Annotated in this window: 12 protein-coding genes; 9 read left to right on the top strand and 3 right to left on the bottom strand. The window is 59.9% G+C overall.

The window, feature by feature from the left end; genetic code table 11:
* Positions 1-137: 137 nt before the first annotated feature.
* The 8 genes from araD1 (at position 138) to J2Y86_RS02245 (ending at position 5,636) form a co-directional block, all read left to right on the top strand.
* Positions 138-1,130, top strand: coding sequence for an AraD1 family protein (gene araD1 / locus J2Y86_RS02215; protein WP_253427778.1), 993 nt, complete (start codon positions 138-140; stop codon positions 1,128-1,130).
* A gap of 10 nt (positions 1,131-1,140) precedes the next feature.
* Complete coding sequence (locus tag J2Y86_RS02220) at positions 1,141-2,721, top strand: aldehyde dehydrogenase (NADP(+)) (RefSeq protein ID WP_253427780.1); 1,581 nt, start codon at positions 1,141-1,143, stop codon at positions 2,719-2,721.
* 202 nt (positions 2,722-2,923) lie between these two features.
* Positions 2,924-3,220, top strand: coding sequence for a DUF5629 family protein (locus J2Y86_RS02225; RefSeq protein WP_253427782.1), 297 nt, complete (start codon positions 2,924-2,926; stop codon positions 3,218-3,220).
* The gene (locus J2Y86_RS02230) at positions 3,213-4,382 is read left to right on the top strand and encodes a lactonase family protein (protein ID WP_253440083.1); all 1,170 of its coding nucleotides are present in this window, start codon (positions 3,213-3,215) and stop codon (positions 4,380-4,382) included. Before J2Y86_RS02225 ends, J2Y86_RS02230 begins: the two co-directional genes overlap by 8 nt.
* 155 nt (positions 4,383-4,537) lie before the next feature.
* Complete coding sequence (locus J2Y86_RS02235; RefSeq protein ID WP_031318838.1) at positions 4,538-4,717, top strand: hypothetical protein; 180 nt, start codon at positions 4,538-4,540, stop codon at positions 4,715-4,717.
* A gap of 211 nt (positions 4,718-4,928) precedes the next feature.
* A complete protein-coding gene (locus tag J2Y86_RS30155) occupies positions 4,929-5,054 on the top strand; it encodes a hypothetical protein (protein ID WP_301308635.1) in 126 nt (41 codons plus the stop codon).
* Between the two features lie 115 nt (positions 5,055-5,169).
* Complete coding sequence (locus J2Y86_RS02240; protein WP_253427784.1) at positions 5,170-5,382, top strand: hypothetical protein; 213 nt, start codon at positions 5,170-5,172, stop codon at positions 5,380-5,382.
* Positions 5,379-5,636 carry a hypothetical protein gene (locus tag J2Y86_RS02245; RefSeq protein ID WP_253427786.1) on the top strand — a complete coding sequence of 86 codons (258 nt, stop codon included), beginning with the start codon at positions 5,379-5,381 and terminating at the stop codon, positions 5,634-5,636. The genes J2Y86_RS02240 and J2Y86_RS02245 overlap by 4 nt, the downstream gene beginning before the upstream one ends.
* A gap of 104 nt (positions 5,637-5,740) precedes the next feature.
* Here J2Y86_RS02245 and J2Y86_RS02250 read toward each other — a convergent pair whose 3' ends face one another.
* Genes J2Y86_RS02250 through J2Y86_RS02260 form a run of 3 tightly spaced genes read right to left on the bottom strand, consistent with a single transcriptional unit; the run spans position 5,741 to position 11,216 of the window.
* Positions 5,741-6,337, bottom strand: a complete 597-nt coding sequence (locus J2Y86_RS02250; RefSeq protein WP_253427788.1) for a glutathione S-transferase — start codon at positions 6,335-6,337, stop codon at positions 5,741-5,743.
* A complete protein-coding gene (locus J2Y86_RS02255) occupies positions 6,334-9,975 on the bottom strand; it encodes an AAA family ATPase (protein WP_253427790.1) in 3,642 nt (1,213 codons plus the stop codon). Before J2Y86_RS02255 ends, J2Y86_RS02250 begins: the two co-directional genes overlap by 4 nt.
* Positions 9,972-11,216, bottom strand: coding sequence for an exonuclease SbcCD subunit D C-terminal domain-containing protein (locus J2Y86_RS02260; RefSeq protein ID WP_253427792.1), 1,245 nt, complete (start codon positions 11,214-11,216; stop codon positions 9,972-9,974). The genes J2Y86_RS02255 and J2Y86_RS02260 overlap by 4 nt, the downstream gene beginning before the upstream one ends.
* 242 nt (positions 11,217-11,458) lie before the next feature.
* Here J2Y86_RS02260 and J2Y86_RS02265 point away from each other — a divergent pair, with 242 nt between their 5' ends.
* The gene (locus tag J2Y86_RS02265) at positions 11,459-12,808 is read left to right on the top strand and encodes a lytic polysaccharide monooxygenase (protein ID WP_253427794.1); all 1,350 of its coding nucleotides are present in this window, start codon (positions 11,459-11,461) and stop codon (positions 12,806-12,808) included.
* Positions 12,809-12,811: the final 3 nt, after the last annotated feature.

Genomic DNA, 12,811 nt, shown 5'->3' on the forward strand with positions numbered 1-12,811 from the left:
AAGTGGGAGCGGGCTTGCTCGCGAAAGCGATTGGACATTCAACATTGATGTCGACTGACACATCGTCTTCGCGAGCAAGCCCGCTCCCACATTAGTTCTGTGTCGCGTTCAAGTTTTGCTTTAACAGGAGAAGTCTCATGCGTCTGGTTCAATTCGAATTGATTAACGGCGAGCGCCGCGTCGGCGTGGTCGAGGCCGGTCTGGTCCGTGAAGTACAGGATGCGCGCACGGTGCGTGACCTGGCACTGGCGGCGATCGAGGCGGGCGTCAATCTTGAGCAGCAGGTGAACAGCCTGGGCCTGGGCATAAGCCACGACTATGCAGAACTGCTGGCCAAACTGCGCATCCTGCCACCGCTGGACCATCCGGACCCTGCGCACATGCTCGTCAGCGGCACCGGCCTGACCCATTTGGGCAGCGCCTCTGCGCGGGACAAGATGCATCAGCAGGCCGGTGACGAAGCGGCGATGACCGACACCATGCGCATTTTCAAGTGGGGCGTGGAGGGCGGGAAACCGGCAGCGGGGCAGGCCGGCGTACAGCCAGAGTGGTTCTATAAAGGTGACGGCAGCATCGTCGTGCGCCCGGGCCAACCGTTCCCGCTGCCGCCGTTTGCCGAAGACGCCGGAGAAGAGCCTGAACTCAGCGGCCTCTACGTCATCGGCCACGACGGCAAGCCGTATCGCCTGGGTTTTGCGGTGGGCAACGAGTTCTCCGACCACGTCATGGAACGCAAGAACTACCTGTACCTGGCCCACTCGAAATTGCGCAGTTGCAGTTATGGCCCGGAACTTCGGGTCGGCGAACTGCCGCAGCATCTGGCAGGCACCAGCCGCATTTTGCGTAACGGCGAAGTGCTGTGGCAAAACGAGTTTCTCAGTGGCGAGGCCAACATGTGCCACAGCCTGGAAAACCTCGAATACCACCATTTCAAATACAGCCAGTTCCTGCGTCCGGGAGACGTGCACATTCACTTCTTCGGCACCGCGACCCTGTCCTTTGCCGACGGCATCCGCACCCAACCGGGTGACGTGTTCGAGATCAGTCAGGCCGAGTTCGGCGCACCGTTGATCAACGGTATTGCGCCGGTTGAAGCGGCGTTCGAGCCCGGCACCATCGGTACTCTTTAAGGAGACATGCATGACCCGGATTCTTGGTCACAACTACATCGGCGGCCAGCGCAGTGCGGCCGGCACCGTCAGACTCCAGAGCATCGACGCCAGCACCGGCGAAGCGTTGCCTCACGATTTCCTCCAGGCCACACCTGAAGAGGTGGATGCTGCGGCCAAGGCTGCCGCTGCCGCTTACCCGGCCTATCGCAGCCTGAGCGCCGAACGCCGTGCGCAATTTCTTGATGCCATTGCCGATGAACTGGACGCGTTGGGCGATGAATTTGTCGCTGTGGTCTGCCGCGAAACCGCGTTGCCTGCGGCACGCATTCAAGGCGAACGCGGTCGCACCAGCGGCCAGATGCGCCTGTTCGCCAAGGTCCTGCGTCGCGGTGATTTCTATGGTGCGCGGATCGATCGGGCATTGCCGGATCGCCAGCCGTTGCCCCGTCCCGACCTGCGTCAGTACCGCATCGGCCTCGGCCCGGTTGCCGTGTTTGGCGCGAGCAATTTCCCGTTGGCCTTTTCCACCGCCGGTGGCGACACCGCTTCAGCCCTGGCCGCCGGTTGCCCGGTGGTGTTCAAGGCCCACAGTGGACACATGGCGACGGCCGAGCAGGTTGCCGATGCGATCATCCGCGCCGCCGAAAAAACCGGCATGCCGGCCGGTGTGTTCAACATGATCTACGGCGGCGGGGTCGGTGAAGCGCTGGTCAAGCATCCGGCGATTCAGGCCGTCGGGTTTACCGGTTCGCTCAAGGGCGGCCGAGCCTTGTGCGACATGGCCGCAGCCCGTGCGCAGCCGATTCCGGTGTTCGCCGAGATGTCGAGCATCAACCCGGTGATCGTATTGCCGAAGGCGCTTGAAGCTCGAGCAGAAACCGTCGCCCGTGACCTGACGGCCTCGGTGGTACAAGGCTGTGGTCAGTTCTGCACCAACCCCGGCCTGGTGATTGGCATTCGTTCTCCGCAATTCAGCGCATTCGTGCAGCAGGTGGCGGGGCTGATCAACGATCAGCCGGCGCAAACCATGCTCAATGCCGGGACGTTGAGCAGCTATGGCAAAGGCCTGGAAAAACTCCTCGCGCATCCGGGCATCGAGCATTTGGCCGGCAGCCCGCAGGCAGGGAATCAAGCCCGGCCACAACTGTTCAAGGCCGATGTCGGCTTGCTGATCAATGGCGACGAAGTGCTGCAAGAAGAAGTGTTTGGCCCGACCACGGTGTTTGTCGAAGTTGCGGATCAGGCGCAATTGAGTGCCGCGTTGAATGGGCTGCACGGGCAATTGACGGCGACCATCATTGGCGAATCTGCCGACTTCGAACAGTTCGGCGAGTTGACGGCGTTGCTGGAACAGAAGGTCGGGCGGATCCTGCTCAACGGCTATCCGACTGGCGTGGAAGTCTGCGACTCGATGGTCCATGGCGGCCCCTATCCGGCGACGTCCGATGCGCGAGGCACGTCGGTGGGCACGCTGGCGATCGACCGGTTCCTGCGGCCGGTGTGCTTCCAGAATTACCCGGACAGCTTGCTGCCAGAGGCGTTGAAGAACGGCAACCCGCTGCGCATTCAGCGGTTGGTGGATGGCCAGCCTTCGCGTGAGGCCATCTAACGGTCAAATGCAATTAAATGTGGGAGCGGGCTTGCTCGCGAAAGCGGTGTGTCATTAACAGTGATGTTGGCTGACACACCGCTTTCGCGAGCAAGCCCGCTCCCACATTTGTTTCTGTGTTGGCTTCGGGTTTTGTGACCGGCACTGAGCTGCCCGCACATTAAGCTATCATTGCGTCTTTCCCCTTCAAAGATTGACTGCCATGACTGCCTCAACCGACACCCTGCTCAGCACCCTCGAACATTGCGACATGGTGGAAATCGACGGGCTGCATGCCTTTGAATTCTCCCTCGACGAAGACGACAACCTGCACATCGAATGCATGGACGGCCGTGCGGCCAAGCACTGGGAGTTCACCCCGGCGCAGATCCAGGCGGCGATCTTTGATCCGACCTTGCAGAGCTGGGTCATCACTGGCGACACCGGCGAACATCGGCTGGTGTGCATGACCGCTTTTCGCGGTGATGATGACGAGGAAGAAGTGAATGAGGATGCGTGATTTCTGGCCACTGCTGATGGCTGGAAGCATCGGTGCCATGGGCGTTCAGACGGCAGTGGCCGAGCAATATCAGTTGCTGGTGGGGTCGTACACCGCCGGCCAGAGCCAGGGTATTTATCGCTTCGGTTTTGACAGCGCCAAGGGGCAGATCGACGCCAAGCCCCTGCAAGTGGTCAAGAGTGAAAACCCGTCCTGGCTGACCCTGTCCAAGGATCAGCGCTATCTGTTCGCGGTCAACGAAAACGGCCCGGGACAGAAAGACCCGGTGGGGCGCGTCAGCAGTTATGCGATCGATCCGAAGACGCATGAACTGAGCCTGATCAATCAGGTGCAAAGCCTGGGCAACGAGCCGACGCATTCGAGCCTCAGCGGCGATGCCAGCCATCTGTTCGTCAGCAACTACTCGGTGGCTGAAGATCCGGGCGGCACGCTGGCGGTGTTGCCGGTGGGTGCCGATGGCAAGCTCAAAACCGTGGTGCAGATGAGCAGTCATCCGTCGAGCCGGGTCAATCCCGAGCGGCAGATGTCGGCGCATGTGCATTCGACGGTGTCCTCGCCGGATGGCAAGTTTGTATTCTCCAATGACCTGGGGGCGGACAAGGTCTTTGTTTATCGCTTCGATCCCAAGGCCAATCCGGATCTGCCATTGACTGCCGCGACACCCGCTTCGGTCCAGTTGCCGCCCGGCAGCGGACCCCGGCATTTGCTGTTCAGCGCGGACGGCAAGCACGCCTGGCTGACCATGGAGATGAGCGCGCAGGTCGCGGTGTTCGATTACCGGAACGGCACGCTTGAGCAAACACAAATGGTCGATCTGGCGGCCGGGCAACCGACGTCGGACAAGGCTGCCGCAGCGTTGCATGCCTCAAAGGATGGCAAGTTCCTCTACGTCAGTAACCGTGGCACGGCCAATCAGTTGCTGGTGTTTGCCATCGACCCGGCGACCGGCCACCTCAAGGAACTGCAACGTCGTACGGTGGAAGGTGACCACCCGCGCGAGTTCAGCCTCGACCCGAGTGGCAAGTTCGTGCTGATTGCCAATCAGAAGAGCAACCAGATTGTCGTCGTCGAACGCGATACCCAGAGCGGTCTGCTGGGTAAAACCGTGCAGAAACTGCCGATGGATGCGCCGAGCGACCTCAAGTTTATCGTGCGTCAATAGGCCGCAGGCCCCGGTTGATGGGGCCTGCCTCCTTCTATTAATGACGCTGATATCTGCTAATGCTACAAAAGATTTCAAGGCGCCAGCCTCGACGGTTAAGTTTGCTTCACGGCCCCACCGGGCAAGCAAGCCAACTGACTTCGAGGAATACCGCCATGAACTTCAATCTCTTCTCTGTAATCGCCGCTTCCGCCATTTCGGCCACCGTTGCCCTGCCTGCCAGCGCCAACGTTGAAATCAGCGATAAAAAATCCCACACCCAGAGCTACACCCAGAAATACCTGCAACAAAGCGCCAATTTCTACGCGGCGCTGGATCACAAAACCCAAGCCTGAAATCCCGACCCTGCACCCTTTATGCAGGAGCGAAGTCACTTGCGTGGATCAAGCTGAGAAGCTTCGAGAAGCCTGAGTGATGTCGCTCCTGCATAACGCGTTTACGACAGCCCTCACATTGATATCAGTGGATTGCTTGATATCACATGGCCATGAGTTTAAATTTGACGCTGACTTATTGACTCCTTCTCTAATAAAAAGGATCGACAGCATGGCGATGCGTCTGGCCGTGGTACTTCTGTTCCTCTATTCGACCCCCATTTTATCGGCAGCAACGCCAATTCCAGGCGAGCCCGATGCTGCGCGCGAGCGCATGATCAGTTTTATTGAAGGCTGAAATAGACTGGCTTAATGATCAACGAAGCTGATGCTTACTATGGATAACGTTGAGTGGTTGTCACGGCTTTTTTGATCGATTCTGTGAGCATTGAAACATGCCCACGGAGAACATCATGGCCAGCTCAATCCTCACTTCAGCCAAATACGGCGCCTACCTGGCCATCGGTCTTTACGTGGCGCTGGTATCGGTCGTCAGCATTACCGCGCAATCGCAGCATGAATTCGAAGCACCGATTCAGGTCGCTCATCCCGGCATCCAGTTCGAGCACCGTGCGCAAAACGCCGTGCTCGATCACGCCGATGTGGCAGGGGTGGCAGGGGCATGAAAGGGGTCAGACTCTGGGTCATCGCTTTCCTGGCGTTCATGACCAATGGATCTTCCTTGCTGGGGATCGGACAAGCCTCGGCAGGTTCCATAGCGCGGTCGATCGAAGCCAATCACAACATGGCTCACAACATCCAGACCGCCAAGGCCCTGGGTTTGCTGGCGGGTAATCCGCCGATGAAACGCCCGGGTGATTTCTTCGGGCCGTTTCACGTGGATTGCTCGGTGTTGCAGATGTGTGAGGTGTTTGCCTGAATCTTCGAAACGCCACCGTCCTTGTAGGAGCGAGGCTTGCCCGCGAAGGGGCCATCAAGGCCGCCAAAAGCTTCGCGGGCAAGCCTCGCTCCTACAGGATCCGGTTATTTCTTCATGATTGATGTGAACAGGTCTGACTCCAGCAACCGCTGTAGCCAAGCCTGCAACCGCACATAAGGCGTCTGCCCGAACCACTCTCGATCCACATGCGCGAACTGCCGAATAAACGGCATCACCGCTACATCCGCCAGACTCGGATGGTCCGCCAGCAAATAGTCGCGCCCCTCAAGCAACCCCTCCAGCCTGCGCAAGAACACCTCGCCCTCAGCGCGATAAAATTCCATCGGCTGCTCGGGGTAACGCTCGGCGTACTTGTAGCGATTCAGGTGCACCTTGAACCCTTGATCGTTCTCTTCAATCAGCGCATCGATTTGCACTTGCCCGGCGGGATCATCCTTGAGCAACCAATCCTGCGGATCGTGCTGCGCCAGGGCCCAGTGCATGATCGACAGGCTTTCATCGATGACCTGGCCGTCGACATTCAGCACCGGCACCGTGCCTTTGCTCGACAGCGCCAGCATCTCGGCAGGCTTGGCCTTCAGGCTGACTTCGACGATGTCCACCGCCACCCCCGCGTAACGCAGGGCCATCCGCGCCCGCATGGCGTACGGGCAGCGGCGGAAGGAGTACAGCGTATTCATTTCACCTCCAGGGTACTCAGGCCGTTGCCCTGGCGGTGGACCTGAATCTGCACCGGGATCCGTTCGTGCATTTCCTGAACATGGGAAATCACCGCGACCTTGCGGCCCTGGGCCTGCAAACCGTCAAGGGCGTCCATGGCCAGTTGCAGGGATTCCGGATCGAGGCTGCCGAAGCCTTCGTCGATGAACAGCGATTCGATCTTCAACGTGCTTGACGCCATCGACGCCAGACCCAATGCCAGCGCCAGGGAGACGAGGAAGGTTTCGCCGCCGGACAACGAATGCACCGAGCGCAGTTCGTCGCCCATTTCGGTGTCCATCACCAGCAAGCCGAGCATGCTGCCGCCACGCTTCAAGCGATAGCGCCGCACCAGCTGACGCAACTGCACGTTGGCGTGATGCACCAGCAGGTCGAGGTTGTAGGCCTGGGCGATCTTGCGGAAGGTGTCGCCGCTCGCGGAGCCGATCAACGCATTCAGACGCGCCCAGCGCTGGTACTCGGCGTAGGCATCGGCGATCTGCTGGGCCAACGCCTGATTGGCGTTTTGCCGGCGCTGATCCTCGGCCTGTTCGGCGCGCAGTTCGGCGCAGCGGTGCTCGCTGGCGGCAAACTGGCCTTGCAGTTCGGTCAGGGCGGTAGCGAGTTGCTCGGCATCAAGATTGCCATTGTGCTGCGCCTGGTGAGTGGTCAGGCGCTTGTCCCGCTCCTGCAGCAACACCTTGGCTTGTTCGATGGCTTTTTCATTGTGCTGCAACCGTTGGCGCAATTCGCTGACCTGCTGGTCGTCGACGCTGAGCAACTGTTCCAGACTGCCGTCATCCAGTTCCGGATGCAAGGCGCGCCAGTCGGCGATCCTGGTGTTCAGTTCGCGGTTTTCGGTTTCCAGGGCGATCAGGCGGTCCTGCTGCGCTTTCAGTTCTGCGGCCAGTTGCACCAGCCGCGTGCGTACGGATTGCAGTTCCTGATTGGCAGCAGTTTCGGCATTGCGCGCCTGTTCGACAGCCTGATCCAGTTGCTGTTGCCACTGTTCGGCGCTGCTGTGTGAACCGAGCAGTTGCGTCAGTTGTTGCTGGCAAGCCTGTTGCTGCTCGGCGAGGGCGGTGAACTGTTGCTGAGCCGCTTCCAGTTGCTGGACACGGGTCAATTGACGATCCTGTTCCTTGTCCAGCGTCTGTTGGCGTTGTTGCTGTTCGCTGAGCTCATCCCGTTGCTGGTCGAGTTGCTCCAGGCGCTGGCCGATCTGGCGGTCGAGCTGCATGAAGGTCGCGGCCGGTTCGCTGCGCAAGGCGTCCAGTGTGTCGGCCGGGAGCAGGGTGCTGAACGCGGTCAGCTCTTCGTCCAGGCGCTGGCGATCGTTGCTCAACTCGCGTTGCTGGTTGGACAGATGCTGGGTTGCCTGCTGGCTCGCGGTTTCGGCGTTGCGCAGTTGCTGTTGCAGCCGCGCGGCGTCCTGTTGCAGGGTGAGCAGGGCGGTTTGCCGCTGTTCGTCCTGCGCGATGCTTTGGTTCAACTGGCTGTTTTGCTGGATCAACCAGGCATCGCGCTTGGCAATGTCCTGAGAGAACAGCTGCGCCGATAACGGGTGCGCATCGAGGCTGGGCGCCAGGTTCTGCTGCTGAGCGACGAGCTGTTCCTGCTGTTGCAGCAATTCCTTCTGTTGCGCAATCACACCGCCGACTTCGGTACGCAGGTCGGTGAGTTTTTCCTTGAGCGAATCCACCGCTTTCTGCGCGTTGGCCTGTTCGCTTTCATCATGACGACCGAGGCTTTGCAACAGGGCCTCGGGCTGATGATAAGGATGGTCCGGGCTACCGCAAACCGGGCACGGCTGATCATCCTGCAACTGCTCGCGCAGTTCTTCGACGCTGGCGCTGCGGGCCAGACGCTGACGTTCCAGCAGTTCGCGGGTCACCGTCAGGGTTTGTTCAGCGACGGTCAGTTCGTTTTTGGTTTTAACCCCGTCCTGGGTCAGACGGTCACGTTCTTGTTGAGCGGTTGACTGGCGTTGCTGAAGGTCGGCGATGCGTTTGTCCAGCTCTTGCTGGCTGGACCACAGGCGCGTCAGCTCTTCAAAGGCGCGCAGTTGCTTGCGGTTGTCCTGCAACAGATTGCCCAGCAACTGGATCTGTTCCGCCACCGCTTCCGGCTCGGCGCCGGCCTCTTTGTAGAGCACTTCCAGGTTCTGTTTCTGCGCGGCCCATTCTTCGGCGGCACGGCTGGCGTTGTGCTCCAGGGACGCCAGTTCCGCCTGCCCCTTGTTCAGGCGATTGCCGATCAGCATCAACTGCTGAAGGCGGTCGCGGTAGGCGTTCCAGGCGTCGCTGAGCGGCGCCAGGTGGGTGCTTTGTTCAAGCTCGGCGGCGATCCGTTGCAAGCGCTCGGCCACCTGCTTCTGCTGCTCAAGCAAACCTTGAATCGTCAGTTGGCCTTCGGAGCAGGCCAGTTCCGCTTGCTGCTTGAGGTCGGCACTGAGGCCGGTGTCCTTGATCAGGCGGGCGAGGGTGCTCTGCGCCTCAAAGGCCTGACGCAGCAGCGGCGCGCTTGAAGTGTGTTGGTTTTGCGCCTCGACCAGTGCGGTTTGCGCCGCGCTCAGGCTGTGTTCGAGTTGCGCCTGACGCGCCTGCAGATCCTGTTCTTGCTGAGTGTGCTGCTGAATCTGTTCTGCCAGCGGCGTGAGCCGGGCGCTGAGTTCGGTCTGACGGGCGAACTGGTGCCGTTGGGGCGCCAGGTGTTCCAGGCGCGTCAGCTTCAAGCGTTCGCCGGCCAGACTTTGCCAATCCTGTTGGGCGCTGGTCAGTTGTTCGGTGGCGCTGAGCTGCTCGTCCTGCAACTGACGCAGGTCTTTCAGCCAGGTGTGTTGCAGCTCTAGTTGCTTGAGTTGCGCCTGTTGGGTTTTGAGTTGCTGCTGCGCCTCATTGAAGCGTTCATCCAGCTCCGCACGGGCTTCGGGCGCCAGCGGTGTGACGCCGGTGGCCTGATCCTGCAACAGTTTGTGGGTTTCGCGGGCTTCTTTGGTCTTGTCGAATGCGCGACGACCCAGACGCGTATAGAGCGCGGTGTCGGTGAGTTTTTCCAGCAGTTCGCTGCGCTCGTTGTCGTTGGCCTTGAGGAAGGCACTGAACTCGCTTTGGGCCAGCAACACGGCACGGGTGAACTGCTCGAAGTTCAGGCCCAGGACGGCTTCGAGTTGGGCCTTGAATTCGACTTTCTGACTGGCCAGCAACTGATCCAGATCGATGTCGCGCAAGCTCTGACGGCTGTGTTGCAGCTTGCCGCCAGCCTTCTCCCGGGCGCGGTTGGCTTCCCAGCGAGCTCGGTAGCGACGGCCGTCGATGCCGACGAAATCCACTTCGGCATAACCTTCGCCGGTGCCGCGACGCAGCAGCGTGCGAGGGTCGCCGGTGCTGATCTCGCCGTCGGCGTCCGGCGCTTTGGCCGACACTTGAGCGTTGCTCAGCCGCGGTACGGCGCCGAACAGCGCCAGGCACAAGGCATCGAGCAAGGTGCTTTTGCCGGCGCCGGTGGGCCCGGTGATCGCGAACAAACCGGCGCTGGCCAAGGGTTCGGCGGTGAAGTCGATTTCAAATGGCCCGGCCAGGGAGGCGAGGTTTTTCAGGCGGATCGCGAGAATTTTCATGGCTGTTCGCTCTCCATCTGCACGTCCTGCAACAACTCGGCAAAGTCTTGCAGCGTTTGCTCGTCGACCTCGCTGCCGTAGTTGTCCTGCCAGGCGCGGCTGAACAGTTCCTGAGGGGTGAGTTGGTCCAGCTCGATCAAGGGGGAGCCATCATCGATGCCATCGCGGCTGCCGTTGCCCGCGTATTCGGCGGCAATACGCACCAGGCGCACGGCTTTGCCTTGCAGGGCGGTTTCAATCTGGTTGCGCAAGTCCGGTTGCGGTTCGTCGAGGCGAACCCGGACTTCCAGCCACGGCTGGCGCTGAATATCCGCCAGCAGATCGATGTTCGGCAGGTCGGCCAGTTGCAGGAGGACTTCGGCCAACGGTGCGGGGCCAATACGCTGCAGGTTCACGGCGCGGGGAATCAGCTTCGGCTCCACGCTGACCAGGGTTTCGCCGTCGAGCTGGATGTCGAGAATCTGATGCTGATAACCGATTTCGGAGAACGACAACGGAATTGGCGAGCCGCTGTAGCGAATGCGTTCTTCACCGTTGACCTTCTGCGGCTTGTGCAAGTGACCGAGGGCGACGTAGCTGATGCTCGGACCGAACAGGCTGGCGGGCAGGGCTTCGGCGTTGCCGATGATCAGGCTGCGCTCGGAGTCTTCCGACACAGAGCCGCCGGCCATGTGCGCATGACTGATGGCAATCAGCGCCTGGCCCTTCTTGCGCTTGGCGTTGGCGGCTTCGATCAGCCACTCGTGAACCTGACCGATACCGCGCAGGTAGTTGTCACCCAAGTGCGCGCCGGTCACTTCGGCAGGGCGCAGGAAAGGCAGCGCCAGGCACCAGGCAACGGTTTTTCCCTTGGCGTCCGGCAGTGGCAGCAGCAAACGCTCGGCGTCGAGCTGCCCGTCATCCAGCCACAGCACACGACCCAACGCATGGGTGCGCAACCGGCGCATCAGCGGCGCCGGCAGTTCGATGCGCGAACCGGAATCGTGGTTGCCGGCGATCATCACGATGGTCAGCTTCGGTTGCTGTTCGTGGGCGCTGACGATGAAGTCGTAGAGGCGTTCCTGGGCTTTGACCGGCGGATTGACCGTGTCGAAGATATCGCCAGCAATCAGCAGCACATCGGGCTGGTCCAGCTTCAGCTGGCGCAACAGCCACTCGAGGAAACAACCGTGCTCGAAATCGCGGTCCTGGCCGTGCAGGTTCTGCCCAAGGTGCCAGTCGGAGGTGTGAAACAGACGCAAGGCGAGCTCCGTAGGGAATAGGTGATGGCCGCGAGGAATTCAGGGCGGCGAAAGGGGAGAGAGTTTACTGGCAAATGCTTCGGGTTGCTGAAGGGCTTCTTGCAGATCGCCGACAGTGAATAACCGACCAACGACCTGTCGACCTGTTACTTCTGACAGTTATCGCGGCGCAGGACTGGGCGTTTAATGGTTGCGGAGGGTATGGAGCCCTGGTAGCGGTTAAACAAACGTGGAGAAACACCATGTCAACGAGCAGCCCGAACACGAATAGCCAAAACATTTCACCGAGGCACGGCCATGTCTTTTCTCCCGAATCACGGGCTTATTTTGCCTGGCTGGAAGGGAAGCTGGATGACGGCGCGCTGAACCAGCGGGAGTCCGGAAAGCATTTCCCGCAGACTGTTGGCGGTTTGAAGGATCCTTTGGCTCCGGACGACGTGCTCAGCGCCGCGCCACCTCCGGATGGCAAGATTGCCAGCGCAGGCCAACTGACCGGTGCGTTTCTTGATCAGCCCGGTGACCACTGGCAAAAGCACGAAGTGCGCAGTGGTGAATCATTGCCTGTTTCATGGAATTTTACGGCTAACCACCCAGCAAGGCGCTGGGAGTATTTCATCACCAATGAAGACTGGGATTGCAACAAAGTCCTGTCGCGCGCTCAATTTGGCGCGAAGCCATTTTATACGGTGGAAAACAAATGGCAGCCGTTCTGGAAATATCCAAATGAATTAATGCCACCGTCCCCCACCGAGCATGACGTTCCGTTGCCCACGCGTGAGGGCTACCACGCGTTAGTGGCTATTTATGTCGTGGCCGATACGGGAATGGCTTTCTATCAAGTTATTGATCTGGATTTCAAGAAGCCCGACGAAGTTGAGCGTCCCGATGCACCGACCGACCTGAAAGCCAGCGACATAACCAACAAACAGGTGAAGTTGACCTGGAATCCTGCGACGGGCCCTTACCCCATCGACTTTTACCGTATTACGCGTAACGGGACGAGCACGGTTGATATCAAGGAGCCGCTGACAGAGTGGATTGATCGTAGCGTTGCTGCCGAAACCCTATATGAGTACTTCATCTGTGCAGTCGATGTTCGCGGCAATTTTTCTATGCCCAGTCGGGCCGTTCAAGTGCGTACGCCGGCAGAAGACGGGGCTCCCACCGCTCCGTTGAACCTGCACAGCATGGGCCAGACATCGACCAGCATCAGCTTGATGTGGGGCGCTTCGACCGGTAGCGCACCGATTGAGAACTACCTGATTTTCCGTGACGGTCAAGAAGTCAAATCCGTGAGTGGAAACCAGACCTCGGTTGACGATACGGGTCTGACGTCGGATACCATTTACCAGTATTCCGTGAAAGCGCTCGATCTGAACGGAAAGCTGTCACTCCCGAGCAACGTCCTGTCCGTCAAGACGCTCAGTGGGAGTGGGCAGGATCCGGCGTGGGAGCTGAATGCCAAGTATGAGATAGGTGCGCGGGTCAGTCATTCCGGGAGGATCTGGCGTTGCATTCAGGCGCATATTTCCTACGCGCCGGGGTGGGCGCCAGGTGAGGGCGGTAACGTGCTTTGGGTACAAACAACCTGACTT

It is taken from the genome of Pseudomonas migulae (assembly GCF_024169315.1).
GTDB lineage: Bacteria > Pseudomonadota > Gammaproteobacteria > Pseudomonadales > Pseudomonadaceae > Aquipseudomonas > Aquipseudomonas migulae_B.

What these genes read in the sequence shown, in the direction of transcription:
- araD1 (WP_253427778.1), top strand. Translation starts at nt 138, where the DNA reads ATGCGTCTGGTTCAATTCGAATTGATTAACGGCGAGCGCCGCGTCGGC.
- J2Y86_RS02220 (WP_253427780.1), top strand. Translation starts at nt 1,141, where the DNA reads ATGACCCGGATTCTTGGTCACAACTACATCGGCGGCCAGCGCAGTGCG.
- J2Y86_RS02225 (WP_253427782.1), top strand. Translation starts at nt 2,924, where the DNA reads ATGACTGCCTCAACCGACACCCTGCTCAGCACCCTCGAACATTGCGAC.
- J2Y86_RS02230 (WP_253440083.1), top strand. Translation starts at nt 3,213, where the DNA reads ATGCGTGATTTCTGGCCACTGCTGATGGCTGGAAGCATCGGTGCCATG.
- J2Y86_RS02235 (WP_031318838.1), top strand. Translation starts at nt 4,538, where the DNA reads ATGAACTTCAATCTCTTCTCTGTAATCGCCGCTTCCGCCATTTCGGCC.
- J2Y86_RS30155 (WP_301308635.1), top strand. Translation starts at nt 4,929, where the DNA reads ATGGCGATGCGTCTGGCCGTGGTACTTCTGTTCCTCTATTCGACCCCC.
- J2Y86_RS02240 (WP_253427784.1), top strand. Translation starts at nt 5,170, where the DNA reads ATGGCCAGCTCAATCCTCACTTCAGCCAAATACGGCGCCTACCTGGCC.
- J2Y86_RS02245 (WP_253427786.1), top strand. Translation starts at nt 5,379, where the DNA reads ATGAAAGGGGTCAGACTCTGGGTCATCGCTTTCCTGGCGTTCATGACC.
- J2Y86_RS02250 (WP_253427788.1), bottom strand. Translation starts at nt 6,337, where the DNA reads ATGAATACGCTGTACTCCTTCCGCCGCTGCCCGTACGCCATGCGGGCG.
- J2Y86_RS02255 (WP_253427790.1), bottom strand. Translation starts at nt 9,975, where the DNA reads ATGAAAATTCTCGCGATCCGCCTGAAAAACCTCGCCTCCCTGGCCGGG.
- J2Y86_RS02265 (WP_253427794.1), top strand. Translation starts at nt 11,459, where the DNA reads ATGTCAACGAGCAGCCCGAACACGAATAGCCAAAACATTTCACCGAGG.